A 25,789-nucleotide genomic window follows, 5' to 3' on the forward strand; every position below is an offset into this window, starting at 1 on the left:
CCGATTCAACCGGAAGATTTTTGGGCCGGTTTTTTTAGTAATTCGCAGTGCGATCCATTCCGCCAACGATCGGATACCGACAACACAAGAGGAGACATGCATGCGTTTGAAGCTGATTAGCCAGGGTGTGATGGGCGCGACGTTCGCAATGGCCGCGAGCGCAGCTTGCGCCCAGACGAGCGTGACGCTCTACGGCGTGGCCGACACGTTCTTTCAGTACCTGAACAACGGCGGCACCGCGTCTGTTTCGCAGCGCAGCGGCGGTTCGACGGGCTCGATGTTCGGCCTTAAGGGGTCCGAAGACCTGGGCAACGGATTCAAGGCTAATTTCGTGCTCGAAAACGGCTACAACATCAACAATGGCGCGGGTTTTGCGGACACGACCGCCTTGTTCTATCGCCAGGCGTGGGTAGGGGTGGCGCACGGCGACTACGGCGCGCTCACGTTCGGCAGGCAGTACCAGCCGAGCTTCCGGGCCGTCTATCCGAGCGATCCGTTTCGCGCCAACGAGGTGCTTTCGCCGCTTTCGGCCGCCGTGCTCGCGACCGATCGCAACACGCTTTCCGCGCAATACGCCGCGGGCCGCACGAGCAACTCGATCCTGTATGTCTCGCCGAAACTGGCCGGGTTTCAGCTCAACGCCATGTATGGCTTCGCTGCGACCGTCACGCAGCCGGTGCCGGCGACCACGGGCAATATTCTCGACGTTTCCGCGACCTACACCGGCTATGGCCTCTTCGTCGGCCTGGCCTACATGAACGAACATGCAGGCACGGAAACCGTGCCGGGCCTGCCGTCCGCCCTCACGCTCGTGGGCACGGAGCACTACACGGCGGCGCTCGCCTACCGTATCGGCATTGTCAACCTGCAGGCGAACTATTCGTATGCGAGCCCGAAAACACCGCCCGCGCATTCGCTCGCGGCTGCGCTCGGCACCGCGCATGCGTATAACGTGACGGAGGTTGGCGCGACGATTCAGGCCACTTCGTTCGACGCGATCCAGATCGCCGGTATTCAGCGCAACATTCACGGCGTCAACGACGAAACACTCGGCATTGAGCTTGGCTACGATCGCCAGATATCGAAGCGCACGAGCCTTTACGCACGCGCGGGCTATCTGAAGAACCACGGCCAGGCGACGATGAGCTGGCCCGGCATTTCCGTCACAGCCCCGCATTCTTCGCAAACGCTTGCGGTGCTCGGCATCTCGCATCTTTTCTGAAGCACATTACTACGGAGTGCAAATAGATGGTGGCGCGGCATGACAGCCTCGTCGCTTTCGATATGCCTTCATTTTGCCATGTGCAACAAGAGGGTAGCGGCACGGCGAAACGACCTCAAAACAGGTATGCTGCTGGCATCCCGTGTGTCCCGCGCGGGGCACGAACGTGGAGCTCCCGATGTCTGCCAATCCTGCCAGTGTGTCCTCCGGACTGCGCGAAGTCTGGTTGATCCGTCATGGTGAAACGGAATGGAGCCTTTCCGGGCAGCACACCGGTCGCACCGATATCGCGCTCACAGGTCACGGACGCGAGCAGGCGCGCTCGCTGGCGCCGTCGCTCGCCGCACAGCACTTCGACGCGGTGCTTTGCAGCCCGATGGCGCGTGCCATCGAGACGTGCCAGCTCGCGGGCCTCGGCGACGAGATGACGATTTCGGCCGATTTGCACGAGTGGGACTACGGGATTTACGAAGGCCTCAAGACAGCGGATATCCGTAAGACCGAACCCGACTGGAGCGTGTGGCATTCGCCCATCGCGCATGGCGAGGATCTCGCTCGGGTTCAGGCGCGCGCCGCGGCGGTGATCGAGGGGCTGCTGGCGATGCGGGGCCGCGTGGCGCTCTTTTCGCACGCGCATTTCCTGCGCGCATTGGGGGGCTGCTGGGCTTCCGGTTCGGCGGCGCTCGGCGAGCATCTGTATCTCGACACGGCTTCGGTCAGCATTCTTGGCTTCGACCACGAAAGCCGCGCCATCCGCCGCTGGAATGCGCTCGGAGAGCGCAGGGCGCTGATGTGAAGACGCCCTGACGCGCTCGTTCAGCGCAAGGAGCACGACAGCCAGTGCGCGATACGCACGCCGTCCAGGCGAGAACCCTCGGGCGTGGCGCTCCCTAGGAGGGTGACGATCACGGGCCGCCGGCCGTGCACCATCACGCGCATCACCATATTGTGGCCGGACTCGTTGATGAAGCCGGTTTTTTGCACGCTCGCGCGCACCTGCCCGTAGCGCACCAGCCGATTGCTGTTCACATACTGCAACTGCCCGTGGCCAGTGGTCACGCGTTCCTGGTGATCGATCGAATAGCGGCGAATGAGCGGATAGCCATTGGCTGCGCGCACGAGGCTCGCCAGTTCGCGCGCGGTTGAGACGTTCTGTGGCGAGAGTCCCGTCGCATTGACGAAATGCGTGTGCGCCATGCCAAGACGCTGCGCCTTCGCGTTCATTGCCGCGACGAATGCAGGCCGCCCGCCCGGATAGTCGCGGCTGAGCGCCGAAGCCGCACGATTTTCCGAGGACATCAGCGCAACGTGCAGCATGGTCGCGCGCGTGAGCGACGCTCCCACGCCGAGGCGCGAATGCGTGAACTTGAGCGTGTCGAGATCGGCGGCCGTGACGGAGAGCCGCTGTTGAATTGGCGCATGCGCACTATCGAGCCAGACGATGGCCGTCATGAGCTTCGACACCGAGGCAATGGGCGCCACCGTGTCGGCATGGCGCGCGTAGAGCGGCGTGTGGGTGTTTTCGTCGACGACGTAGATCGCATGCGAAAAGAGCTGCTTGCGCGATGCCGGCGTAAAGCCGCAGCGGGCGAGCAGGCGAGGGGCGTGCGCGTTGCTGGCGCTCGCGTGCGCGGCGTGATGCGGCGCCGGCGGCGGGCCGTGTCTGGGCTTCGCGCGTTTGGTGCGGCGCTTCGGCCCGGAGAGTCTGGTGGAGGGCGCGTCGGCAGGCATCGAACGATGCGCGGGTTTCGTTTTGTGCGCGACTCTCGTTTTCTTTTTTGGCGTGGCGTGGACGGTTTTTTCGGCCACGGTGTGATGAGCGGCTGCATGGGCGCCGACCGGCGCCGCGCCGGCCGCGAGGCCCGCGACGATCAGGGCGAGCAGGCTGCGCAGCAATCGAAGTCGGGAAGCAAGGGGCATCGACAGATGAGCTTGAACGTTGGGTCTGCGCGGCGCGCGTCGAGATTTCGCGGCATTGTTCGAGCCGCATCGGCCCATGAAGTTCCATTCCGGTTCCATAATCGTCATTCAATCGGACCATCGTCGTATTGAACGGGCGGCGAGCGGGTCTGTATACTCCGTGATGCCAACGGGGAACAGAGATGCTCAACCAACTCTCCGACACCTTCCTGCTCGTCTTCGCCGGACTCTTCCCGGTGCTCAATCCGCCTGCGGCCGGGTTCATCGTGCTGAGCATGCTGCCGCATGCGACCGCCGGCGAACGCGCATTTCTCGCGCGGATCATCGCCATCAACAGCCTGTTCATTCTGCTCGGGGCGCTGCTGATGGGCGCGTATGTGCTCTCGTTCTTTGGCATATCGATACCGGTGTTGCGGGTTGCGGGCGGGCTGGTCATCGCGTTCGCCGGCTGGAATCTGCTGCACAAATCGCCCGATGGCTCGGAGGCGGCACAATCGCAGGCGCCGCCGGACTCGGCGCGCCAGGCGACGCTGCGTGCCACGGCGTTCTATCCGCTCACGCTGCCGGTCACCGTTGGACCGGGGTCGATTGCGGTCGCGATTGCGCTTGGCACTGGCCGGCCGCGCGGTCATGTGCAACTCGTCAATGTCGTCGGCGTGCTGCTCGCCCTGATCGTTCTTTGCGGCTGCATCTATCTCTGTGTGCGTTTCGCGGGGCACGTCGGCAAGCGGCTCGGACCGGTCGGGACGGAAGTGCTCATGCGTCTGCTCGCCTTTGTGCTGCTGTGCATCGGTCTGCAGATCTTGTGGCTCGGGATCGAAGATCTGCTCGAGTCGGTGCCGCTTTCGGTGAGCGTCAAATAGCACGGCGCGCCGCCGCAGCCCTCATTATGTTGCGGCGCATGAAAGGGAAAACCACGAGCCCATAACATCAGACGTCTGATGTAGATTGGAGCCCAACATAGCCAACCCACGCAATCTTGCGGAAGACATGCGCCTGAGCGTCGATCAATCGATGTGCGAGCGAATCCAGGATTCGCTGCTGGAAATGATCCGCGAGCACTCGTTCAAGCCGGGCGATCAAATCCCCCCGGAGCCCGAGCTTTGCGAACTGTTGGGCGTGGGCCGCTCGAGCCTGCGGGAGGCGGTCGCGCAGATGATTTCCCATGGTCTCCTCACACGTGTGCACGGCAAGGGGACCTTCGTCAGACAAATCACGCTCAAGCTGCAAGGCGGGCTGGATGATCTGATGTCTGTGACGGACATGATACGCAGTGTCGGTGCGGTGCCTTCCACGAGCCGCTTGCAGGTGAAGACGATCGCGGCTTCGGGCAGTCTCGCGCACAAGCTCGGCCTCGCCGAGGGCGAACCCTGCGCGCGGTTCGAGCGCGTGCGGCGTGCCGACGATGCGATCGCCGCTTACTGCATCGACATCGTGCCCAAGGCACTGCTCGAAGGGCAGGAACTGGGCGAGTCGCTGTTCGGCACGCTGGAGCGGGCGGGCGTTCGGCTCTCCCACACCCATAGTTCGATCCAGCCAACCGTTCTCACGCCGCGGGATTTGCCGGAACTACAGGAGAGCATCGGCATGTTCCTGCTGATCGACGAAGTGGATTTCGACGAGACCGGCCGCGCGGTCTGCTACAGCAACGACTATTACAACGCCAGCATTTTCAAGTTCGATCTCGTGCGCAAGCGACGTTAGGCGGGCCAGCGGCCCATTTCCGGACAGGAAGAACGTATGCACTTCGAAGCTTTCAGCTCTGCCGAATTGACCGCCTATCTGCTGGGCATTCCGGCCGTTTGCGCAAGGCTCGGCGACGACAGGGAATTACAGGTCGTCGAAGTGGGCGATGGCAATCTGAACTACGTCTACTTCGTGAGCAGCACGCGCGACCCGCGCCTGAGCGTCGTGGTGAAGCAGGCGCCGCCGTACCTGCGGCTGGTCGGCGAAGCGTGGCCCTTGCCGCGCGAGCGCATGGAGCGCGAAGTGGCGGCGTTGCGCCGCTTCGGCGCGCTGTGTCCCGAGCACGTGCCGAGCGTCTTTCACGCGGATAGCGAGAAGTTCCTGATGGTGATGCAGCGGCTCGATTCGCATCGCGTGCTGCGCGGAGGGCTGATAGACGGCATCGTGTATCCGCGGCTCGCCGATCACATTTCCACGTTTCTGGCCCGCACGCTCTTTCTTGGCTCCGATCTCTATCTTGCGCCGGATGCCAAGAAAGCGGCCGTCGGCGGCGACATCAACACGGAACTGTGCAGAATTACCGAGGAACTCGTCTTCACGTTTCCGTTCGAAGATCATCCTTCGAACGTCTATAGCCCCGCGCTGCCTGCGGCTGCAATCGAACGGCTGCGCACGCACGAACCGCTGCGGCGTGCGGCAGGCGAGATGAAGTGGGCCTTCATGAACCATGCGGAAACGCTCGTGCACGGCGATCTGCATACGGGCTCGATCATGGCGAACGAGCATGAGACGTATGTGATCGACCCCGAGTTCGCGTTCTACGGGCCGATGGGCTTCGACGCGGGCGCGTTCATTGCGAACCTGCTGCTCGCCTGTTACGCGCGCGACTGGCACGACCGCGAGGCGGGACGCGATCCAGCAGCCTATCAGGGCTGGCTGCTCGAGCAGGTGGAGGCCGTGTGGAACGCCTTCGCGCAGAAGTTCGGGCAGATCTGGCGGCTGCACGAGCGCGAAACCGGCCACGCCTATATTGGCGGTCCGGCGGGTACGCGCGCTGCGGACGCTTTCCGCGACGATTTCATCAAACGCCTCTTCGCCGATACGCTCGGCTTTGCGGGCTGCAAGATGATCCGCCGCATCGTCGGCATGGCGAAGGTGGCGGAGATTACGAGCATCAAGGACGACGCGGTGCGCGCGCGCGTGGAAGTGCGCTGCCTGAAGCTCGCCGAAGGGCTGCTGGTACGGCGCCGCGAGCTGGCGTCGATCGAGGCGGTCACCGCGTTGGCCGCACAGGTGCTCACCGAACCTGCGTAAGTGAATACAGACTGCCGCATGAGCGGCAGAGCCCGGACAACCGGCATCGACGGAGAGCTTATGACGTTGCAGGCGCAGCAATCGAGTCTTCCGCCCACCATCGAGTGGCGCGACGGCACCCTTTATCTGCTCGACCAGACGCGTTTGCCGCGCGAATGCGTGGTCGAAGCCGTGGACAGTGTCGAGGCCGTCTGGCGCGCGATCCACGAGCTGCGCGTTCGCGGCGCACCCGCGATCGGCGTTGCGGCCGCCTATGGCCTGTGTGTGGCGATGCGGCACGAGCGGGCAGATTCGCGCGATGCGTTCCTCGCGCGTCTTGAAGCGCACGCTGCGTATCTGGACAGCGCGCGGCCCACCGCGGTCAATTTGCGCTGGGCGCTGGAGCGAATGCTCTCACACGCACGCGCGCAGTCCGACGCGACAGGCGCCGCGCTGTATGAAGCGCTCGTTGCCGAGGCGAAGCGTATTCATCAAGAGGATATCGAGCTGTGCGCACGGATTGGTGAAGCCGGACGTGCCCTGATCGCGCCCGGCAGCGGCGTGCTCACGCACTGCAATGCCGGTGCGCTCGCCACGGCCGGCATCGGCACGGCGACCGCGCCGCTCTATTGCGCGCACCGCGAGGGCGTGGCGTTTCGTGTCTATGCAGACGAGACTCGGCCGCTCCTGCAAGGCGCGCGGCTCACCGCTTACGAACTGCAGCAGGCGGGCCTCGACATCACGCTGATCACCGACAGCATGGCGCCGACCCTGATGGCCCAGGGTCTCATCGATCTCGTGATCGTCGGCACGGATCGCGTGGCCGCGAACGGCGACGTCGCGAACAAGATCGGCACGCTCGGCGTGGCGATCGCCGCGAAGCATTTTGGCATTCCCTTTTATGTGGCGTGTCCTTCGTCCACGCTGGATCTGCGCACCGCCAGCGGCGCGGACATCGTGATCGAGGAGCGCGGCGCGGCGGAGGTGACACATCTCGCAGGACAACGCACCGCGCCCGAGGGCATACAGGTGCGCAACCCCGCGTTCGATGTGACGCCCCATGCGCTCGTGACCGGCATCGTGACGGAGCGGGGCATCGTGCGCGCGCCGTTCGAGGCGGGTCTTGCCGCGCTTTTCGCGACCGGAGCGGCAGCGTGAGCGGCGCGAGCGAAGGCCGTCGTGCGGGCGAGACGGCGGAACGTGCGCGCGACACGCGTGCGGAAACCGAAGTGCGCCAGCAGATCGTCGATACCGCGCGCGAGATGGAGCGTCTCGGCATCAATCAGGGCACGTCGGGCAACGTGAGCGCGCGCTGGCATGACGGACTCCTGATTACCCCGAGCGGCGTGCCGAGCGCCGCGCTCACGCGCGAGGGCATCGTCTGGATGCCGCTCGACGTGCGCGACGACGATCCGCTCTTCGAAGCGCACCGGCCGTCGTCAGAGTGGCGTTTTCATCGCGACATCCTGCGCGCGCGCGCCGACGTGAACGCCGTGGTCCACACGCATTCGCAAGCCGCGACGGCGCTCGCGATTCACGGCCGCGGCATACCCGCGCACCACTACATGGTGGCCGCGGCGGGCGGCAATTCGATTCGCTGCGCGCCGTATGCGACCTTCGGCAGCCAGGCGCTCTCCGATCACGCGCTCGAAGCGTTGCACGAGCGGCTCGCGTGCCTGCTCGCGCATCACGGCGTTATTGCGCTGGGGCGCGATCTTGCACGGGCGTTGTGGCTGGCGAACGAAGTGGAGGTGCTCGCAAAGCAGTATTTGCTGGCCTGCCAGCTCGGCGAGCCGCCGCTGCTTTCCGACGCGCAAATGGCGGAAGTCATCGAGAAGTTCAAGGGCTACGGCCCGCGCAAGTAATACGCACTCGCTCGCGCGTCCAGGCAGTCGTTGCAATGCAAAACACACGCGGTAGATACGCGGTACAAACGATTACGCAGTCGGTTGGCGGTTCGCAGGTCAGTCAAAAACCAGCAGATCAAAGACAGGAGACGGTGATGGCGTGGAGTTCAGCAGGGTTCGACAGATGGGTGGCGCGCAGCGCGCGCATGGGAGCCGCGGCCGGCGTGACGATGTTCGCCGCCGCGGCAATGCTGGCAGGCTGCTCGAAGAGCGAGTCGCCTTCAACTACCGCGGCTGCGTCCGACGCCGCCGCCGCGAGCGCACCGGCGCAGGCCGCAGCGGCGGCGCCGGCAGTCACGAAGATCAAGGTTGGTTTCTCGATCGCCACGCTCAATAACGCGTTCTTCGTCGGCCTGAAGAATGGTGTGGAGCGCGGCGCGGATAAGCAGGGCTTCGATCTCGCGCAAACGAACGCCAACGGCGACGCGCAGCAGCAGGTCAACGACACGCTCAATCTGCTGAGCCAGGGCGTGCAGGCGATCGTGCTCAATCCGATTGATTCGAAGGCGATCATTCCGGCCGTCGAGAAGGCCAATTCGATGAACGTGCCGGTCTTCATGCTCGACCGGGGTTCGGACGGCGGCAAGGTGACCTCGTTCGTCGCTTCGGACAACGTAGCGCTTGGCGCCACCGGCGCGAAGTGGATCGCCGATCAGTTGAGCAAGCGTTATGGCTCGCCGAAGGGCAACGTGGTCGATTTGATCGGCCTTATCGGCACCACGGCGGCGACGGATCGCGAGAAGGGCTTCTCGGAAGAGATCGCGAAGTATCCCGACATCAAGGTCGTCGCGCGCCAGGAAGGAGGCTTCGACCAGGAGAAGTCGCTCAACGCGATGACGAGCATTCTGCAGAAGTATCCGCAGATCGACGCGGTATTCGGCGCCAACGACGACAACACGGTGGGCGCGGAAAAAGCCATCGACAATGCGGGCCGCTACAAGCCGCTCGGCGACCCCGGCCACATCATGGTGATCGGCGCGGACGGCACGGCGCAGGCGCTGTCGGCGATCCGCGCGGGCAAGCAGGACGCGACGATCTCGCAGAACCCGATCGGCATGTCCGCGAAGGCGATGACGTTCATCACCGACTACGAGGCGAAGAAGGACGTGCCCGCGAACTACGCGTGGCCGACCTATCTGATCGACAAGTCGAACATCGATTCGGACGCCGCGAAGCAATACGGTCTGTGGGCTCTCGAAGTCAAGCAGTAACGGGCGGTCTTAAGCGCCGGCCGCGCGCGACGCGTGCGCCGGCGCCCGGGATGAACGGATGAAACGCGAATCAGGTTCCGCAATGGACGTATCGCAGCAGGAGAACACCAGCGCGGGCGGCAGGACAGGCGCGCCGCCGCTGTTGCGCATGAGCGGCATCGTCAAGAGCTTTCCCGGCGTGAAGGCGCTGCGCGGCGTGAGCCTCGAACTGCATGCGGGGCACGTGATGGCGATCGTCGGCGAAAATGGCGCGGGCAAGTCGTCGCTCATCAAGACGCTCTCCGGGGCTTACGAGCCGGACGAAGGCACGATCGAGATCGACGGCGTACGCCTCGCGCGCGGGACCCAGGCCGCGATCGACGCGGGCGTGGCCGTGATCTATCAGGAGCTTTCGCTCGTCAACGACATGACGGTGGCCGAAAACCTCTTTCTCGGCCGCATGCCGCGGCGCTATGGCCTCGTCGATCATCGCAGCGCCAACGCCATGGCGCGCGAGGCGCTGGCCCAGGTCGGGCTGGAAGGCGTGCCGCCCGCCATGCGCCTGGGCGATCTGCCGCTCAACAAACGCCAGCTCGTGGAGGTCGCCAAGGCGCTCGCGCGCGACGCCCGCATTCTCGTGATGGACGAGCCCACGGCCGCACTCCAGCATCACGACATCGAGCATCTCTACGCCGTCGTGCGGCGACTGCGTGCGGCGGGCATGGGCATCATCTTCATTTCGCACCATCTCGAAGAGGTGTTCGAACTGGCCGATTCGGCCGTGGTGATGCGCGACGGCGCAACGGTCGGCGCGCGGCCCATGTCTGAATGGAACGAACCGGCGCTCGTGCAGGCGATGGTCGCGCGCAATCTCGACTCGTTCTATCCGTGGGAGGCGCGGCCTTATGGCGACGTCGTGCTGGAAGCGCACAACGTGGCGAGCGCGCCCGTGCTGCGCGACGCGAGCTTCGGCATTCGCGCGGGCGAGATCGTGGGTATTGGCGGCATCGCGGGCGCGGGGCGCACCGAGCTTCTGAAGACGCTTTGCGGCGCGCTGCCGCTCACCGGCGGCGAACTGCGGCTGCGCGGGCGCAGGCTCGCGCTGCGCTCGCCCGCGCAAGGCACGCGCGCGGGCATTGTCTACACCGCAGAGGACCGCAAGCTCGAAGGGCTCGTGCTCGACGCAAGCATCGAAGAGAATGTCGCGCTTTCGAGCTTGCGGGCGCTGGTGCGCGGCGGCTTCGTGAGCGCGGCGAGAAAGCGCCGGCTCGCGCGCGAGGCGGTCGAGCGCTTCGCGGTGCGCGCGCCTTCGGTCACGTCGCTCACCGGCAATCTTTCGGGCGGCAATCAGCAGAAGGTGATTCTCGGGCGCGCGAGCGCGACCTCGCCGGCCGTGATCCTGCTCGACGAGCCCACGCGCGGCATCGACGTCGGCGCGAAGACTGAGATCTATGCGCATATCGTCGCGATGGCGCGCGCGGGTGCAGCCGTCGTGCTCGTGAGCTCCGAACTGCCCGAACTGCTCGGCATGTCGGACCGCGTGCTCGTGATGTATCGCGGCAGCATCGTCGGCGAAGTCGCGCGCGAGCACGCCAGCTCGGAGACGATCATTCAATGGGCTACCACCGGAGTTGCAGCATGACGTCTACCACGGTTCGACCGCGTGAAGAAACGCCAACCCTGCAACAGCGCGTACTGCGCCAGCTGCGCAGCGGCCTCGGGCCGCTCATTGCGGCGCTGGTGCTGATCTGTGTCGCGCTCTCGCTGGCGTCGCCCGAATTTCTCACCACGAGCACGCTCACCAACATCATGGTGCAGGTGTCCGTGGTCGGCATCGCGGCAGTGGGCGGCACGTTCGTGATCATCACGTCGGGCATCGACCTTTCGGTGGGCTCGCTCGTCGCGCTGAGCGGCATGGTGGCCGCGACCGTCATGGCCGGCGCAAGCCCGGACGCAGTCGGGCTCGGCGTGGCGGGGCTCGCCATTGCGCTCGTCACCGGCGCGGCGGTGGGCGCGCTCAACGGCTTCGGTATTGCGTGGCTGCGACTCGTGCCGTTCATCGTCACGCTCGCGATGATGGCGATGGGGCGCGGCCTCACGCTCGCGATTTCGGACGGGCGTACGAAATTCGACTTTCCCACCGTGTTTAGCGCGTTCGGCGCGAAGACGTTTGCGGGCCTGCCCGCGCCGATGCTCGTGATGCTGACCGTATTCGTCATTGGCCACGTATTGCTGCGCAAGACCGAGTTCGGGCACCAGGTGTTCGCCGTGGGCGGCAACAAGGAAGCGGCGCGGCTCGCGGGCATTCCGGTGAGCCGCGTGATCTTTCTCACCTACATGTTCGCGGGCGTGACCGCTGCCATTGCGGGCATCGTCCTCGCGGGGCGGCTCAATTCGGCGTTACCATCCGCGGCCAACGGGCTGGAGCTGCAGGTGATCGCAGGCGTTGTGATTGGCGGCACCTCGCTCGCGGGCGGCCGCGGCTCGATCGTCGGCACTTTCATTGGCGTGGTGCTGATCGGCGTGATCAATGTCGGGCTCTCGCTGCTGGGCGTCAATCCGTTCTGGACGCAGTTCATCCAGGGCGGCGTGATTCTCGCGGCCGTTTTGCTCGACGCGCTGAGCCAACGGCGCAAGCTTTGAACGGAGAAGTCAACGTGAGCGGTGGTGCGAAGACCACCCATTACTGGAGACGCGACACGTGAAAAAGATCATTAATCATCCTGATCATTTTGTCGACGAGATGATCGACGCCTTGCTGCTCGCCCATCCGGGCTGGCTCAAGCCGGTCACTGCCGACCGCCGCGCGCTGGTGCGCGCCGACGCGCCGAACGCGGGCAAGGTCGGCATCGTGACGGGCGGCGGCTCCGGGCACCTGCCGGGCTTTCTCGGCTACGTGGGCAAGGGGCTCGCGAGCGGCGTGGCGGTGGGCAACGTGTTTTCGTCGCCATCGTCGGAGCAGATCTACGAGGCCGCCAAGGCGGTGCACGGCGGCGCGGGCGTGCTCTACCTGTACGGCAACTACGGCGGCGACGTCTTCAACTTCGACCTCGCCGCGGACCTGGCCGACGCCGACGGCATCGAGACCCGCACCGTGCTCGTCGCCGACGATGTCGCTTCCGCACCGCCCGAGCAGGCCTCGGATCGCCGCGGCGTGGCGGGCATGGTGTTCGGTTTCAAGTGCGCGGGCGCGGCGGCCGAACGCGGCGACACGCTCGACGACGTCGCGCGCATTGCCGCGAAGGCAAACGGCGCGACGCGCACGATGGGCGTGGGCCTTTCGCCGACGATCCTGCCGGCGGCAGGCAAGCCCACCTTCACGCTGCCCGATGGCGAGATGGAGATCGGCATCGGCATTCATGGCGAGCCGGGCACGCACCGCGGCAAGCTGGAGAGCGCGGATGCCATCGCCGAACGGCTTGCGGGCGCGATCCTGGGCGATTTGCAGGCCAACGCGGGATCGAGCGTGGCGCTGCTCGTCAACGGACTCGGCGCGACGCCGCTCGAAGAACTGTATCTGCTGTACCGGCGCGCCGCGCAGGCCGTTGCCGCTGCCGGACTGCGCGTGGCACGCGCCTATGTGGGCGAGTACGTGACGAGCCTCGAAATGGCGGGCGCTTCCATCTCCGTGATGCAACTCGACGACGAACTCGACACGCTGCTCGACGCGCCGGTGCGCTCGCCGTTCTGGCGCGAAGGATGGCGCGTGGACGAGGGAGGTGCGCGATGAGTCTTTCCGTAAGCGAAGTAAGAGCGCGGCTCATCGGCGCGTTGAATGCGATGCCTGCCAGCGCGGAAGAACTGCGCGAGCTCGACGCCGCGCTCGGCGACGGCGACCTGGGCGTGACCGTGAAGGCAGGCTCGCTCGCGGCAGCCGATGCCATCGCGAAGCTGCCGCCCGACGCCGCGCTGGGCGACGTGCTGAACGCTACGGGCAAGGCGTTTTCGACGGCGAACCCTTCGACGTTCGGCGCGCTCGTGGGCGGCGGGCTGCTCGCCGCGGCGAAGACCGTGGTGGGCAGCCACGTTGCGGGCCGGGCCGAAGCGCTCGCCATGGGGCGCGCCGTGGCCGCGCGCATAGCCGAGCGGGGCAAATCGCAGCTCGGCGACAAGACGGTGCTCGATGCACTCGTGCCGAGCCTCGATACGATCGAAGCGTTCGAATCAGGCGTCGACGAGCGCGCGCTTCTCGACGCGATGATCGACACGGCGCAGCGACAGGTGCGCGCCACGGCCGCGTTGCAGTCGAAGAAAGGGCGCGCGGCCTGGGTGCAGGAACGCAGTATCGGTCACGCCGATCCTGGCGCGACGGCGTGGCTCAGGTTTCTTCAAGCCTGGCGAGGGTGAGTTTCGCCACTCAGCGAAAAAGCATCTCGGCCACGCCGGCCGCCGCCGAAACCACGACGACAACGAGCGGCGGCACTTTCCAGCGCGTGAGCAAAAAGAAGCCGATGGTCGCGACCGCAAAGTCGAACCGTGACTGAACGGCGCTCGTCCACACCGGCGAATAGAGCGCCATGGCGAGCAGTCCGACCACGGCAGCATTCACGCCCGCCAGCATGGCCGCCATGGAGGGATGGGCGCGAAGCGCTTGCCAGTAGGGCAGCGCGGCGAGCACGAGAAGCAGGCCCGGTAAAAAGATGCCCGCCAGCGCCACGAAGGCACCCAGCACATGACTGGACGGACCGCTCATGATCCATCCAAGGAAAGCGGCGAACGTGAAGAGCGGGCCGGGCACGGCCTGGGCGGCTCCGTAGCCCGCAAGAAAGTCGTTCGGCGAGACCCAGCCCGTCGCCACGGTCTCACGCTGCAGCAACGGCAGCACCACGTGACCGCCGCCGAACACGAGGGCGCCCGAGCGGTAGAAGGCGTCGAACACGCGGACGGTATGCGTCGTGTCGAACGCGGCAAGCGCCGGAAGCCCGAAAAGGAGGCCGCAAAAGAGGGCGAGCGCGAACAGACCGGCGGTGCGCGACACGCGAAACGCCTGCGTATGCTGACACGTACCGGCGATGGTTCCCGACGTCGTGGACCGGCACAGCACGATACCGAGCGCCGCGCCCAGCACGATGACGATCAACTGTGCATACGCCGTCGTCATGACCGCGAGAAGCACGACCGCAACGAGTGCAATGCCGGCGCGGCGGTGGTCGGGGCACAGGCGGCGCGCCATGTCCCATACGGCTTGCGCGACGACGGCAACGGCGACGAGTTTCAGTCCGTGAATCAGCCCGCTGCCCACGGGGCCGCCGAGTTCAGGCGCGATAATGGCAAAGGCGATCAATAGCGCGACGGATGGCAACGTGAAGCCGCACCAGGCTACGAGCCCGCCTGGCCAGCCGGCGCGCAGCAGACCGATCGAGAAACCGGTCTGACTACTGGCGGGGCCCGGGAGAAACTGGCAGAGACCGACCAGATCCGTGAAGGTTTCGTCGTCGAGCCAGCGGCGCCGCTCGACGAACTCGCGGCGGAAGTAGCCGATATGGGCAATGGGACCGCCAAAGGACGTCAGGCCCAGCTTCAGAAAGACTCGCAGGACTTCGAACACGGAGCCCGCACGGTCCGGCTCTGACGTCGACATATTTGTTTCCATGGAAATTCAGTCGTAAGGAATACGTATGGAACTCGATGCTGCCGCGATCATACCCGATCTGCCGGCACGCTCGCAGGCCGGGAAGCTTTCAGGGGCCGCGAGAGTCCAGCGCGCGCCAGCGGGCATGCGCCGGTGCGCAGGGCTCGGAGATTTCGGTGAACGCGCAAGCGTGCGAAGAGGCTTATCGACGGCGGGACCTGCCGGTGTGTCTCGGCGTGCGCTTCCTTTCGGAAGCGTCGACGCTTACGTTGTCCGTCGTGGTTGGATGGACCGTCTACAAGGTTTCGCAGACGCCGCTCACGCTCGGCATCGTCGGCATCGTGGAGTTCATCCCGGCTACGTTGATGACGCTGCCCGTCGGGGAGCTTTGCGATCGCTTGTCGCCGTGCCCGCTCGTTGTTGCCGGCCTCGCGCTTCAAGGTTTCTGCGCGCTTGCATTCTTCGCGTTGTCCACGCTGCATATGAAAGGGCTTGGGTTCTTCTACGGCGTGGCGCTGTTGCTCGGCACGGCGCGAGCGGTCGCAGAACCTGCCGCGCAAGCGTTGTTGCCGCTGCTCGTGCCACCGGACCGGTTGCCGCGCGCGGTTGCTTGCAGTTCGACCGCGTGGCAGATGGCGATCGTCCTCGGGCCGGTCGTGGGTGGCCTCTGCTACGCGATGGGCTCCAGCGTCGCTGATCCGGTCTGTGCGGTCGCAACCGGTCGTGCGCGGTGCGCTTTCTCTCGATCTCTTCGCCGTGCTGCTTGGCGGTGCGACGGCCCTGTTGCCGGTCTACGCCCAGGACATTCTCAAGGTGGGCCCCAGGCGCCTTCGAGTCCGGCGTGGCCGCCGCGTGGCTTGGACCGGTTCCGGCCGTGGCGCTTGGCGGAATCGGAACGATTGTTCGCAAACAACGCACGGCCCAATGGGCGGGTTAAAGCGTCATTCCTCTGCGTAAACCGAGCGGATAGCACACGGAATTCTTCTTATTGATGCTCTCGTTCGTGCGCTGCGCGCGTCCAATGTCTATGCTCGTTGAAATTGTCCCGACACAGCGCCCCGGAGGGAGTCATGCAAGCAGATCCGAAAGTTATCGAATATCTCAATGCGGAACTGAAGAACGAGCTGACGGCGATTAACCAGTATTTTCTGCACGCGCGGCTTTACGGACACTGGGGTCTCGCAGGACTCGGCAAACATGAATACGACGAGTCGATCGAGGAGATGAAGCATGCCGACAAACTGATCGAGCGGATTCTGATGCTCGACGGCCTGCCCAATCTGCAGGACCTTAGCAAACTTCTGATTGGCGAGGACGTTCGCGAAGTGCTCGAATGCGACCTCAAGCTCGAACGCACTGCGCAGGCACAGTGCAAGGAAGCCATTGCGTACTGCGAATCGGTTCGGGACTTCGTGTCGAGGGAGATATTCGTCGAGATCCTGGACGACACCGAGGATCACATCGACTGGCTGGAAATCCAGCTCGGGTTGGTCGACAAGATCGGCCTTGAAAACTATCAGCAATCGGCGATGGGCTCGGCCAGCTGATACGCGTGGATGCCACTTGCGGGGCACCCACGCACCCCTGCTTCAGGGAGCCAGTGGTCGGCAACGTTTAGTCGTTGTACTTCCAGATGTTGTAGTAGCTCACGCCTTCGGCTCCCCAATTGAGTTGCACGAGACGCGAAACTCCCGTTGTGAGCGCCGGGAACGAGCACGCGCTGGTACCGTCACTCGTCAACGGGGCGGCGACCGTCGTCGTCAGCCGAACAAACGGTGCGGTGAAGCCGGTGATGGAGATCGAGTAGTTGCCACCTGCGTCGCTTGTTGTCGTAACGCTCTTGCCCGTCGAATCGATCAGCGTGACGTTCGCACCCGCGAGCGCGTCGCCGACCGCTACGGTGCCCCCGATGCTCGAAGGAGTGGTCGTTGAGGTGAGGTTGCCGACTGGCTGCCGCCACCGCCACCGCACGCCGCGAGAAATGACAGTGAAATGGCGCTGGCCAGAAGCGTGAGTTGCGATTTGGAACGCTGCGGGTTCGCCCGCTTATTGTCTTTCATTATTTCCCCGTTGGAGGTGCATGTGGTTCTTTTAGAGAAACGAGCACCGGGAATGCCGCTAAGACCATGGAAAAGCGCCTTAAAAATAAATAATGCGGCAATTGGATATGCAGATAATCTTTGTAGGAAATGACAATGGCGCCAGAAAATTACGACTGAGTTCTCGCAATCAAGCCGCTGTCGCAAGCTTTTTTCAGTGTTGCCACCGTTCGTTTTGCCGGACATTGGACCATGTTGCGCCAGGAAATAATGAAAGATTTGTGTAATGAAATCGATGGCAAGTCTATGACAGCTGTGTTACTCGAAACGCTTTCGGATTCCCAGGAGGCGCCTGTGAGAAGGCACGAGAAATTCCTGCATCTCGCAGCTGCATTGGGCCGCGCGCAGGGTTCCAATGGCCTTGCATCGATGTAGAAAAAAAACTCGCCGGCAGATGAACAATTTGTATGAAGAAATAAATAATGCCGCCGATAACCAGATATGTACCGTGCTGCTTCCGGCGTTGGCGTGGCAGTGCACCGGTGCCAGGCGTCACACGCGCCAGGAGTTTGCGCTTGTTTGTTTGATCGAAACACGGTTGCTGGACTATTCGGGTTGATACCGCGTCAACCTGTGCACGAACCCGCTTATGCATTCTGGTTCTTTCATCCTCACCAAAGTGAACTATGAATATTGGCAACATGAAACTCGGCACCAAACTGATCGGCGCTTTCATCCTGGTTTCGGCCATCAGCGCTGCCGTTAGCGGGATCGGTCTGCACAATATGGCGCAAATCAGCGCAAATGCGGACAAGACGTATCGACAGGATCTTGTTGGACTGAATCTGATCCAGCAGGCAAATGCGGACGTACTACGAGTCGGAACCTATCTACGCAATGCGGTTCTGGCCACAACGGCCGAGCAGCGAGCTGGCTCGCTGGACCAGGCTGACAAGGCACTGGCCCAGGCGCGCGATCACCTCAACCAGGCAGAGCCTCTTGTCTATACCGACAAGGGGAAGGCGACCTTCGCCGAGCTTGACCAGGGCTGGCAGGACTACATCCAGGCCTTCAACGAAATGAAAGGCAAGATCAATTCCGCCGCGTTACAGGATCGGGATGGCCTGACTGAATACATGCTGGGTGAGTATCACACGAAGGGTTTCAGGACGCTCGTCCTGATGGGCAATCTGGTTACCCTGAAGCAGGGCGACGCGCAAAGGACGGCGGAATCCAACGACGCCGTGTATGGCGAAGGCCGCAATCTGATGCTTGTCCTCGTGGCGATGTCCGTCTCGATCGGCCTCGGTATCGGCATCTGGATGATGCGTAGCGTAACCCGGCAACTGGGTACGGAGCCTGCGACCGCCGCCGCCGTGGCCAGAAGCGTGGCGGCGGGTGACCTGAACGTGAGTATTGACCTGCGCGCCGGTGACACAAACAGCCTCATGGCATCGCTGAAGTCCATGTGCGAGGCCCTGATGCGGGTCGTGTCGGACGTGCGCGAAAACGCTGAGGGTGTCGCGACTGCGAGCGCGCAGATCGCACAAGGCAACCTCGATCTATCGAGCCGCACCGAGGAGCAGGCCGCGTCGCTCGAAGAAACCGCGTCGAGCATGGAGCAACTGACCGCAGCGGTCCGCCACAACACGGACAATGCAACGCTGGCTGCCACGCTCGCGGGTGCAGCCTCCGGCGTGGCGCAGCGCGGCGGCGAAGTCGTTGGTCGCGTCGTCGAGACGATGCGCGACATCTCCACGAGTTCGACCCGAATGTCCGAGATTATCGGCGTCATCGAGGGCATCGCCTTTCAGACCAACATCCTCGCACTGAATGCAGCAGTCGAGGCGGCTCGCGCAGGAGAACAGGGGCGCGGCTTCGCCGTCGTTGCGGGTGAAGTCCGCACGCTCGCGCAGCGCAGTGCGACTGCCGCGAAGGAGATCAAGGAGTTGATCTCCGACTCCATCAACAGGGTGGAAACAGGCTCGAGGCTCGTCGAAGAAGCAGGCGGCGCAATCAAGGAAGTCGTGCAATCGGTGAAGCGCGTGACGGACGTCGTGGGCGAAATCTCGTCGGCATCGAGCGAGCAAAGCACTGGTATCGAGCAGGTGAATCAGGCGGTCAACCAGATGGACCAGGTCACGCAGCAGAACGCCGCGCTCGTGGAAGAGGCTTCGGCGGCCGCGCAGACGATGGCGCAGCAGGCGGAGAGCCTGCGCAAAGCCGTGGCCTTCTTCAGGTTCAATGGCAACGAAGCGACTTCATCGCGGGCGACGAAGCGGGAGAAGGCCCCGCCAACCGTCGCCCGGAACCGCCTCACGTCCTCTCCTGCAACAACGACAAAGGCCGCGGTGATGCCAGAGCCGTCCGGGGGCGGGAGTAAGGTTCTGGCTGCCACCGCTGCCGGCACATCGGACTGGCAGACGTTCTGAACCGGACTGCGAGGTTTGGGCGGCGATTCAGAACAGAGCGCAGGCAGGTCGAGGTCGAGTGGACGCAGATCCACGATGACGCTCGCCGTATGATCATCGACGGCCAGCGGAAACGGTATCAGCCGCGCAGACAGCGCGTGCGAGTGACGCCGCAGCCGGCGACGAGGAACGCCCTGGATGGAGACACGCGGGCCCGTTACGAGCGGGCCCGGGGAAGTAGCGCGAGACGCGACTGCAGGAAAGTGCAGCGCGTCAAAGGCCATCCTGCTGTCTCCCGGCACCGGTTGTCGCCGGCTTCGGTGCGTTTCATGCCCGAAGGCCGCGCATCACCCCGGGATGGAGAGCGGCAGGATTCGATTGTTGATTTCTGCCCGGATCGTAACCAAAGACCATGAGATCTTCCGCTCCGCTCAACGTTTCGAAGATGGTTGTGAATTCGCTGGAGTCCGCAGGAATCGACCACGTGTTCCTGGTTCCCGGAAAGCTGATCTACCCGCTGCTGGATGCAATTGACGAGTCGCCTTTCATTCGCGGTATCGTTGGCGCTCATGAGACGGGCAGCGCTTTCATGGCCGATGGCTATGCGCGCGCCAGCCGCAAATTCGGCGTTTGCGCAGGAATTTCCGGTCCCGGCACGATGAACTTCGTGCCCGGCATGGCCGCAGCTCACGCAGACCGGATTCCGATGCTCTATATTGCAGGAGGCATCTCATCGAGTGCGGAGGGTAAAGGTGCCTTCCAGGATGCGACTTCAGGTGGCATTTTTGAAAGTGGCGTGGTCAAAGGCTTAATGACGAACGTCGTCGAGCTGAAGAACAAGGAAAATGTTCAGGCGGAGCTGCGTCGTGCGACGGACGGGCTGAACTGGATGCGTCGGGCGCGGTCATTCATCAGTATTCCTGTTGATGTTCAAAAGCAGGACGTTCCTCCCGGTCCGCAGGTAGCACGGCAACCCTACGCCCAGCACGAATTCAATATGAGTGAAGCGCCTCCCAACCGTACCGCACTGGACGCCCTGTGCAGCCTGTATTTGCTCCGGTCTAAGAAAGTCGCGTTTTTGATTGGTAGTCGCGGGAATGACGCGGAGACCGCAAGTGCGCTTCTTGAGGTTGCCGAGAAATTTCACGTTCCGGTCGCGACGACGCTGGCAGGCAAGGGTGCGTTTCCCGAGGGACACAAACTCGCGCTGGGCATCTACGGGTTCTCAAGCCATTCGCGCGCCGCACGTGTGGTCAATTCGGACGAGCTTGACGCGCTCGTTGTATTTGGCAGCGATCTGAACCAGCGTGACAGCATGAACTGGAGCAGGAAGCTGACCGAGGGGAAGGATCTGCTTGTCTTCGATGACAGCTTTGATCACCCGCCGATGGGTCACATTGCCCAGCGAAGCATTTTCTCCGGGATTGGGGCCACCTTCCGGTTGCTCGCCAGGATGAACACGGGCGCCCACGACGAGTTCCAGAAAGTGCTCGAAAGAAGAAGGGCATGGGTCACCGGGGTCAACCAGATTCCCCTATACGACAGCCAGTTCGAGGATTTCATCGCGAGGGCTTCCAGCGGCAATGAATCGCTTTATCCTGGCGCTGTCATCAAGCGCCTGTGCCAACTGTTGCCCAGGGACAGCAACGTCGTGGTGGACTCCGGCGCCCATCGTATATTCATGGCCCACTACTGGCTGTCTTCGGGCATGGGCAACTACTTTTCGTCCAACGCACTCGCGCCGATGGGCTGGGCTATCGCAGCCGGAATCGGCGTCAAGCTTGCGGCCCCCGAACGCCCTTGCGTCGTAGTCACGGGCGACGGATGCATGATGATGCACGGAACGGAGATTCAGACGGCAGCTCGCTACGGCGTCAAAGTGATCTACGTCGTCCTCAACAACTCGGCTCACGGTGCAATTCACATCGACGCGCTGAGGGGCGGTCTTGTTTCGGAGCAGTTCACCAGACTGCCCCGTCATAGCTGGACCGAGTTTGCATCGTCGCTCGGTGTGGCGGCACGCGTGGTTAACGGAATCGACGAGCTGGATGATGTTCTCGGTGAAGCAAGTCGATATGACGGCCCGTTCCTGATTGAAGTCATGACAGGAGTCTTTCCCGCGCCAAACCGGTACTATTCGGAAGCGCAAGCCTTGTCATGAACAACGGCCTTGATGTGTTTCGCGTTAGACCCGGCTCGTTCATGGACTGCGCGGCCGCTGACGCCTCTTCAGCGCGTGCTCAACACGCAGTTTCTCGCTGGGCCGGATGTCGCTGAGCGCTACCTTGCCTTCGCAAATGCGGTGGCGATCTTCCGTGCGCGCTCGAGTTCGTCGCTGTGCAGATAGATCGAGGTGGTCGAAACGCAAGCGTGCCGCAGGATGTCACGTACCGTGGTCCTCGAGCCAGAGACGCTTCCATGATGGTTACTCCAGAGGGGCGATTGGCTCTCAATGGCAAGCCTCCGACAGCAGCGATTGCACTGCCGCCTCGGCGTTGGCGATTGCCGTCTTTGCGGCTTCAGGTCCATAAGCCACGCCTTCCACGCGTAGATGCTCGACGTCGGTCAGCCCGATGAAGCCCAGAAGATGCTTCAGGTAGCCTGACTGGTAGTCCAGTGGCGCGTAGGGACCATCCGAGAAAACGCCGCCGGCGGCAGTGAACAAATAGACCTTCTTACCCGTCAGCAGGCCTTCTACGCCGCTGTTGTCGTACTTGAAGGTCACGCCAGGCCAGGTCACATAATCGAACCATGCTTTGAGTTGCGTGGGCGGTCCGAAATTGATCATGCCCGAGCCGATCACGGCCGTGTCGGCGGCGGCCAGCTCGCCTATCAGGGCTTCTGCCACGCCGACAGCCTCTGCCTGCGCTGGGGTACGTGCGTCTGGTGCAAGCGTGCGGCCGACGACGTAGGCTTCATCGATATGGGCCAGCGGATCGGAATAGAGATCCCGAATGGTCAGTGTGCTGCCTGGGTGCTGCTCGCGGAGTCTTTGGGCGAACTCGCTGGCGAATCTCGTTGACAGGCTGTCGGCACCGCGAGGGCTCGAAGTGATCAGCAGGATGTGGCTCATGTTGGCTCCTTGGTATATAACAAGAACTAGGTATGTCACTGAGTCACACTGATCTCCCCTGGGAGATGCCCGAACCCGACGCCGGTGGCTGCAAGGCCACCCGTGAAATCCTCGATCGGATCGGCGACAAATGGAGCCTCTACATCATCGCTACGCTGGCCAGTGAGCCGCGGCGGTTCAATGAACTGAAGCGGAAAATAGACGGCATCTCGCAACGCATGCTGACGCTGACGTTACGTGGGCTTGAACGCGACGGGCTGGTTACCCGCACGATGTATGCGACGATTCCGCCGCGTGTCGACTACGCACTTACCGAAATGGGACGCACGCTGCTGGAGCCGGTAATGGCGTTGGTCAACTGGGCGAACAATAACCAGCCGGCCATTGCTGAAGCGCATCGACGCTTCGACGAAGAACCTGAACCGGATCGCTTCTCACCGCAGGGCGTCGTCTACCAGCGGCGCTGACAAGCAGAGGTCATATCACGCATCGTTGGCGATAGGGCCGCGCGCAATCCTGGCAGCTTCTGTCGACGAAGCTGGTTTCGCTAGCGGAGGTGACGAACGGCCTATGCGTATTTGCCGCCTGCCGAGCAGCGAATGATCCGGTGAACGTGGATTCATTTCGCTTTGCCGAACGCGTCCGCGATCTGCCGTGCGCGCTTGACCTCGTCGCTGTGCAGATAGATCGAGGTGGTCGAGACAGAAGCGTGCCTCAGGTTGTCGCGTACCGTGGTGAGTTCCGCGCCGCGACCGAGCGCGTGCGTGGCGTGCGTGTGGCGCATCCAGTGCGGACTCGCGCGGCGCAGCTTCTCCGCAAGCGGCGCATGATCGGCCTCGATGGCTTTCGCGGCCAGCAGGAAGAAGCGCCGCAGCACCCCCCACAAACGTACGCTGCTGATCGCGGCGTTGCTGTCGGCCTCGAGACTGCCGATGACCGGAGTCGCCGGATTCCAGCGCACGGGCACGACAGGCAAGTCGCGTTCGGCCAGATAATGCGCGAGCGCCTCCCACGCGAGCGGCGGCAAGGCAACGCGCGCAAGCTTCTTTCCCTTGCCCGTCACGCGCAGCCAGTGATCGCCGCGTGCATCCGTCTCGACGTGGCCGAGCGTGGCTCCAACCAGCTCGCTCGCGCGCAGACCGGTCGCATAGCCGAAATCCAGCAGGAAGCGCAGCCGCTGTGCCGCCGGCGCTGACCAGCCGTACGACCACTCGAGGCCGTCTGCGATCGTGCGCACCAGCGCCCATTCCCCTTCGCTGAATGCGTGCGAGGTGTCGAGCGCCTGCGCACCGCTCGCGCCGCGCACTTTCACACCGGAAAACGGATTGGCGAGCACGTAGCGCTGCTCGATGAGCCAGCGGAACAGTGCGCCGAGGATCGACAGCGCATGCGCGACCGAGCGCGCCGAGAGGCTGCCATTGAACGGCCGCCAGTCCGGCGACGTGCGCGCCCGCACAGGGCCGACCCAGCGGCCGCGCGGGGCCGGATGGCGCAGGAACGCGCGGTAGGCGATGGCATCTTCGGTCGAGAGCGACGAGAGCGCGCGGCCACGCTCGACGATCGCCCAGAGGATCAGGCGTTCGGCTTCCTTCCGGTAGGTCCGCTGCGTAGCAGGCGACTCGTGCAGCGCAAGCCAGGTCTGGATGGCTTCATAGTCGTTCGATGCGTCCAGCGTGCAGGTCGCGCGCGGTGCGCGGAAGGTGCCTTCGGAGCCGTCGACTTCGTGCGGCAGCTTCAGGGACTCCCACGGTGCGATGTCGCCGCGCTGGCTCGCCACGATGAGCGCGCGCGCCTTTTCCGTGAGTGCCGGCCAGACCGCAAAGAACGCCTCGATCGCGCGGGCGCTCGCCACGCCGAGTCCCGGCACGGCTTTCCACCACTGGCGGCGGCGCGGGATACGCACGGTGAGATCGGCGAGTGTGGTAATGCCGTGCGCGTACAGCACCCGCACGGCGCGCGGCGTGAACCACTGTGCGATGTCGTCGGCGATCTGGGGTTCGGGAGGGCGCGCGGTGCGCAGGCTGTCGATTGCCTGCGCGACTGCCTTGGCGTGCCGCTCGCGTTCTTCCACCGGATGTTCGAACAGCGCCACCAGATCGTCGCGATGCGCCGCGCGCGCGAGGGCAACGAGCCTGCGCCGGATGCGCCCGAGCACGCCACGCGCCGACTTCCCGTCGCCGAGCGCCGAGGGTAGATAGCGCTCGACGGCGGGCCGCACGGCGAGGCCTGCATACCACGCGCGCAGCATGGCGAGTTCGTCCCCGTCGGGGAATCCGGGCGGCTCGGCGGAAGCGGGTGCGGGAAGGGGTGTGTGACGCGTTTTCATGTGACGAAGTTTAGCGTAGAAATAGTCATCTTGTGATAAGAAGGATTATCTTTATAGCTGTAGGTGGTACGGATTTTCCGCTGAAACGAGAGATGCTCCCGCAGGAGCCGACCCACGTGCGCTGGCGCATCCTGGCGGCCGCCGAAGGCGAACGCCAGAAGAAGTTTCAACCCTCGTCACAGTGGCGCAGCCAGATATCACGATTTCTCGCGCCGCCTATACTCTGTCTGACCATCTTCACATTTCCTTCACGCTGATTTGAGGTTGTTAGCGAACGTCGATCAAGATCCTTTTCCGAGTCAAGGCTCGACCTCCGTCAAAAAGGAGATTCCAATGTCTGCAAACACGGCGATTGATGTTTCCGACGACCCGGCGGATGACGGAAGACGCAGATGGATCAAGACTGGCATAAGCGTGGCGACGCTCGTTGCCGGCATGCCGTTCACTGCGGGCGACATACAGGCGGCGGCGTTGTCCGAATCGCAGCGCAATGCGCTGACTCCCGATCAGATCATCGAAATGATGAAAGCCGGCAACGAACGGTTTCGCACCGGCAAGATGAAAAAGCAGGACTTTCTCGCGCAGAAGAGAGCGAGCGCTAGTGGCCAGTACCCGGCGGCAATCGTCCTCAGTTGTATCGACTCGCGCGCGCCGGCCGAGATCATTCTGGATATGGGAATCGGCGACACCTTCAATGCAAGGATTGCGGGAAACGTCGCAAACCAGGACATACTCGGCAGTATGGAGTTTGCGTGTGCCGTTGCGGGTGCGAAAGTGATTCTGGTGATGGGCCATACCGCATGCGGGGCGATAAAGGGGGCGATCGACAACGTTCAACTGGGAAATTTGACGGGTTTGCTTCAGAAGATCCAGTCGGCGATCGACGCAACGCAATATTCCGGAGAGCGATCCAGTAAAAATGATGAATTCGTCGATGCTGTCGCGCGATCGAACGTTCAGGGTGCGATAGCCGCTATCCGCAGTGGGAGTCAGATTCTGTCCGATCTGGAAAATAAGGGGAACGTGAAAATGGCGGGCTCGATGTATGACATTCGAAACGGCAAGCTAACGTTCCTGTGAGAATTCGAAGCCGGTTCGCAAGCGATGCGCGGCTATTGCGAGGTGCGTGTATTTTTGATTCCCCGATATC

The 25,789-nt window shown here is 63.5% G+C and carries 23 protein-coding genes; 18 read left to right on the plus strand and 5 right to left on the minus strand.

Features of this window, described 5'->3' with window-relative positions; translation table 11 throughout:
* Positions 1-106 precede the first annotated feature (106 nt).
* Together M3I56_RS15115 and M3I56_RS15120 are read left to right on the plus strand one after the other, a co-directional pair.
* On the plus strand, positions 107-1,222 hold the full coding sequence (locus M3I56_RS15115) for a porin (protein WP_375541729.1): 1,116 nt from the start codon (positions 107-109) through the stop codon (positions 1,220-1,222).
* A gap of 178 nt (positions 1,223-1,400) precedes the next feature.
* Positions 1,401-2,018 carry a histidine phosphatase family protein gene (locus M3I56_RS15120; RefSeq protein WP_254354656.1) on the plus strand — a complete coding sequence of 206 codons (618 nt, stop codon included), beginning with the start codon at positions 1,401-1,403 and terminating at the stop codon, positions 2,016-2,018.
* A gap of 20 nt (positions 2,019-2,038) precedes the next feature.
* On the opposite strand, the gene M3I56_RS15125 is transcribed toward M3I56_RS15120, so the two are convergent.
* Entirely contained in the window at positions 2,039-3,142 is a 1,104-nt protein-coding gene (locus M3I56_RS15125) for a serine hydrolase (RefSeq protein ID WP_254354658.1), read from the minus strand.
* Between the two features lie 182 nt (positions 3,143-3,324).
* Here M3I56_RS15125 and M3I56_RS15130 point away from each other — a divergent pair, with 182 nt between their 5' ends.
* From M3I56_RS15130 to M3I56_RS15175, 10 genes are all read left to right on the plus strand, one after another.
* Positions 3,325-4,005 carry a MarC family protein gene (locus tag M3I56_RS15130; protein WP_254354660.1) on the plus strand — a complete coding sequence of 227 codons (681 nt, stop codon included), beginning with the start codon at positions 3,325-3,327 and terminating at the stop codon, positions 4,003-4,005.
* Between the two features lie 151 nt (positions 4,006-4,156).
* Positions 4,157-4,846 carry a GntR family transcriptional regulator gene (locus tag M3I56_RS15135; protein WP_254354662.1) on the plus strand — a complete coding sequence of 230 codons (690 nt, stop codon included), beginning with the start codon at positions 4,157-4,159 and terminating at the stop codon, positions 4,844-4,846.
* A 36-nt stretch (positions 4,847-4,882) separates the two neighbouring features.
* Positions 4,883-6,142, plus strand: a complete 1,260-nt coding sequence (mtnK, locus tag M3I56_RS15140) for an S-methyl-5-thioribose kinase (RefSeq protein WP_254354663.1) — start codon at positions 4,883-4,885, stop codon at positions 6,140-6,142.
* Between the two features lie 60 nt (positions 6,143-6,202).
* A complete protein-coding gene (gene mtnA, locus M3I56_RS15145) occupies positions 6,203-7,279 on the plus strand; it encodes an S-methyl-5-thioribose-1-phosphate isomerase (protein WP_254354664.1) in 1,077 nt (358 codons plus the stop codon).
* A gap of 71 nt (positions 7,280-7,350) precedes the next feature.
* Positions 7,351-7,986: a class II aldolase/adducin family protein gene (locus M3I56_RS15150; RefSeq protein WP_309249158.1), complete on the plus strand. Its 636-nt coding sequence runs from the start codon at positions 7,351-7,353 to the stop codon at positions 7,984-7,986.
* 137 nt (positions 7,987-8,123) lie between these two features.
* Positions 8,124-9,239: a sugar ABC transporter substrate-binding protein gene (locus tag M3I56_RS15155; protein WP_254354665.1), complete on the plus strand. Its 1,116-nt coding sequence runs from the start codon at positions 8,124-8,126 to the stop codon at positions 9,237-9,239.
* An 82-nt stretch (positions 9,240-9,321) separates the two neighbouring features.
* Complete coding sequence (locus M3I56_RS15160; RefSeq protein WP_309249159.1) at positions 9,322-10,860, plus strand: sugar ABC transporter ATP-binding protein; 1,539 nt, start codon at positions 9,322-9,324, stop codon at positions 10,858-10,860.
* Complete coding sequence (locus tag M3I56_RS15165; protein WP_254354667.1) at positions 10,857-11,861, plus strand: ABC transporter permease; 1,005 nt, start codon at positions 10,857-10,859, stop codon at positions 11,859-11,861. Before M3I56_RS15160 ends, M3I56_RS15165 begins: the two co-directional genes overlap by 4 nt.
* A 58-nt stretch (positions 11,862-11,919) precedes the next feature.
* On the plus strand, positions 11,920-12,948 hold the full coding sequence (locus M3I56_RS15170) for a dihydroxyacetone kinase subunit DhaK (protein WP_254354668.1): 1,029 nt from the start codon (positions 11,920-11,922) through the stop codon (positions 12,946-12,948).
* Entirely contained in the window at positions 12,945-13,565 is a 621-nt protein-coding gene (locus tag M3I56_RS15175) for a DAK2 domain-containing protein (RefSeq protein WP_254354669.1), read from the plus strand. The genes M3I56_RS15170 and M3I56_RS15175 overlap by 4 nt, the downstream gene beginning before the upstream one ends.
* A gap of 10 nt (positions 13,566-13,575) precedes the next feature.
* Here the strand turns inward: M3I56_RS15175 and chrA are convergent, their stop codons facing one another.
* Complete coding sequence (gene chrA / locus M3I56_RS15180) at positions 13,576-14,811, minus strand: chromate efflux transporter (RefSeq protein WP_254354670.1); 1,236 nt, start codon at positions 14,809-14,811, stop codon at positions 13,576-13,578.
* Positions 14,812-14,966: 155 nt separating this feature from the next.
* Here chrA and M3I56_RS15185 point away from each other — a divergent pair, with 155 nt between their 5' ends.
* Positions 14,967-15,782: an MFS transporter gene (locus M3I56_RS15185; RefSeq protein WP_254354671.1), complete on the plus strand. Its 816-nt coding sequence runs from the start codon at positions 14,967-14,969 to the stop codon at positions 15,780-15,782.
* Between the two features lie 78 nt (positions 15,783-15,860).
* Positions 15,861-16,337, plus strand: a complete 477-nt coding sequence (gene bfr / locus M3I56_RS15190; protein ID WP_254354672.1) for a bacterioferritin — start codon at positions 15,861-15,863, stop codon at positions 16,335-16,337.
* A gap of 67 nt (positions 16,338-16,404) precedes the next feature.
* Here the strand turns inward: bfr and M3I56_RS15195 are convergent, their stop codons facing one another.
* Positions 16,405-16,761: a carboxypeptidase-like regulatory domain-containing protein gene (locus M3I56_RS15195; protein ID WP_254354673.1), complete on the minus strand. Its 357-nt coding sequence runs from the start codon at positions 16,759-16,761 to the stop codon at positions 16,405-16,407.
* 769 nt (positions 16,762-17,530) lie between these two features.
* On the opposite strand from M3I56_RS15195, the gene M3I56_RS15200 reads away from it, so the two are divergent.
* The gene (locus M3I56_RS15200; protein WP_302056855.1) at positions 17,531-19,261 is read left to right on the plus strand and encodes a methyl-accepting chemotaxis protein; all 1,731 of its coding nucleotides are present in this window, start codon (positions 17,531-17,533) and stop codon (positions 19,259-19,261) included.
* A gap of 391 nt (positions 19,262-19,652) precedes the next feature.
* The gene (locus tag M3I56_RS15205) at positions 19,653-21,401 is read left to right on the plus strand and encodes a thiamine pyrophosphate-binding protein (protein WP_254354675.1); all 1,749 of its coding nucleotides are present in this window, start codon (positions 19,653-19,655) and stop codon (positions 21,399-21,401) included.
* A 288-nt stretch (positions 21,402-21,689) separates the two neighbouring features.
* Here M3I56_RS15205 and M3I56_RS15215 read toward each other — a convergent pair whose 3' ends face one another.
* Positions 21,690-22,313 (minus strand): FMN-dependent NADH-azoreductase, encoded by a 624-nt coding sequence (locus M3I56_RS15215; protein ID WP_254354676.1) that lies wholly within the window; start codon positions 22,311-22,313, stop codon positions 21,690-21,692.
* 32 nt (positions 22,314-22,345) lie between these two features.
* On the opposite strand from M3I56_RS15215, the gene M3I56_RS15220 reads away from it, so the two are divergent.
* Positions 22,346-22,780 carry a helix-turn-helix domain-containing protein gene (locus M3I56_RS15220; RefSeq protein WP_028203666.1) on the plus strand — a complete coding sequence of 145 codons (435 nt, stop codon included), beginning with the start codon at positions 22,346-22,348 and terminating at the stop codon, positions 22,778-22,780.
* Positions 22,781-22,932: 152 nt separating this feature from the next.
* Here M3I56_RS15220 and M3I56_RS15225 read toward each other — a convergent pair whose 3' ends face one another.
* Positions 22,933-24,639, minus strand: a complete 1,707-nt coding sequence (locus tag M3I56_RS15225) for a site-specific integrase (protein WP_254354677.1) — start codon at positions 24,637-24,639, stop codon at positions 22,933-22,935.
* Positions 24,640-24,972: 333 nt separating this feature from the next.
* On the opposite strand from M3I56_RS15225, the gene M3I56_RS15230 reads away from it, so the two are divergent.
* A complete protein-coding gene (locus M3I56_RS15230) occupies positions 24,973-25,719 on the plus strand; it encodes a carbonic anhydrase family protein (RefSeq protein WP_254354678.1) in 747 nt (248 codons plus the stop codon).
* Positions 25,720-25,789: the final 70 nt, after the last annotated feature.

The organism is Paraburkholderia sp. CNPSo 3281, assembly GCF_024206515.1.
GTDB classification, from domain to species: domain Bacteria; phylum Pseudomonadota; class Gammaproteobacteria; order Burkholderiales; family Burkholderiaceae; genus Paraburkholderia; species Paraburkholderia nodosa.

Coding starts and splice junctions, on each gene's coding strand:
- M3I56_RS15120 (WP_254354656.1), top strand. CDS start 1,401: ATGTCTGCCAATCCTGCCAGTGTGTCCTCCGGACTGCGCGAAGTCTGG.
- M3I56_RS15125 (WP_254354658.1), bottom strand. CDS start 3,142: ATGCCCCTTGCTTCCCGACTTCGATTGCTGCGCAGCCTGCTCGCCCTG.
- M3I56_RS15130 (WP_254354660.1), top strand. CDS start 3,325: ATGCTCAACCAACTCTCCGACACCTTCCTGCTCGTCTTCGCCGGACTC.
- M3I56_RS15135 (WP_254354662.1), top strand. CDS start 4,157: ATGTGCGAGCGAATCCAGGATTCGCTGCTGGAAATGATCCGCGAGCAC.
- mtnK (WP_254354663.1), top strand. CDS start 4,883: ATGCACTTCGAAGCTTTCAGCTCTGCCGAATTGACCGCCTATCTGCTG.
- mtnA (WP_254354664.1), top strand. CDS start 6,203: ATGACGTTGCAGGCGCAGCAATCGAGTCTTCCGCCCACCATCGAGTGG.
- M3I56_RS15155 (WP_254354665.1), top strand. CDS start 8,124: ATGGCGTGGAGTTCAGCAGGGTTCGACAGATGGGTGGCGCGCAGCGCG.
- M3I56_RS15160 (WP_309249159.1), top strand. CDS start 9,322: ATGGACGTATCGCAGCAGGAGAACACCAGCGCGGGCGGCAGGACAGGC.
- M3I56_RS15165 (WP_254354667.1), top strand. CDS start 10,857: ATGACGTCTACCACGGTTCGACCGCGTGAAGAAACGCCAACCCTGCAA.
- M3I56_RS15175 (WP_254354669.1), top strand. CDS start 12,945: ATGAGTCTTTCCGTAAGCGAAGTAAGAGCGCGGCTCATCGGCGCGTTG.
- chrA (WP_254354670.1), bottom strand. CDS start 14,811: ATGGAAACAAATATGTCGACGTCAGAGCCGGACCGTGCGGGCTCCGTG.
- bfr (WP_254354672.1), top strand. CDS start 15,861: ATGCAAGCAGATCCGAAAGTTATCGAATATCTCAATGCGGAACTGAAG.
- M3I56_RS15200 (WP_302056855.1), top strand. CDS start 17,531: ATGAAACTCGGCACCAAACTGATCGGCGCTTTCATCCTGGTTTCGGCC.
- M3I56_RS15205 (WP_254354675.1), top strand. CDS start 19,653: ATGAGATCTTCCGCTCCGCTCAACGTTTCGAAGATGGTTGTGAATTCG.
- M3I56_RS15215 (WP_254354676.1), bottom strand. CDS start 22,313: ATGAGCCACATCCTGCTGATCACTTCGAGCCCTCGCGGTGCCGACAGC.
- M3I56_RS15220 (WP_028203666.1), top strand. CDS start 22,346: ATGTCACTGAGTCACACTGATCTCCCCTGGGAGATGCCCGAACCCGAC.
- M3I56_RS15225 (WP_254354677.1), bottom strand. CDS start 24,639: ATGAAAACGCGTCACACACCCCTTCCCGCACCCGCTTCCGCCGAGCCG.
- M3I56_RS15230 (WP_254354678.1), top strand. CDS start 24,973: ATGTCTGCAAACACGGCGATTGATGTTTCCGACGACCCGGCGGATGAC.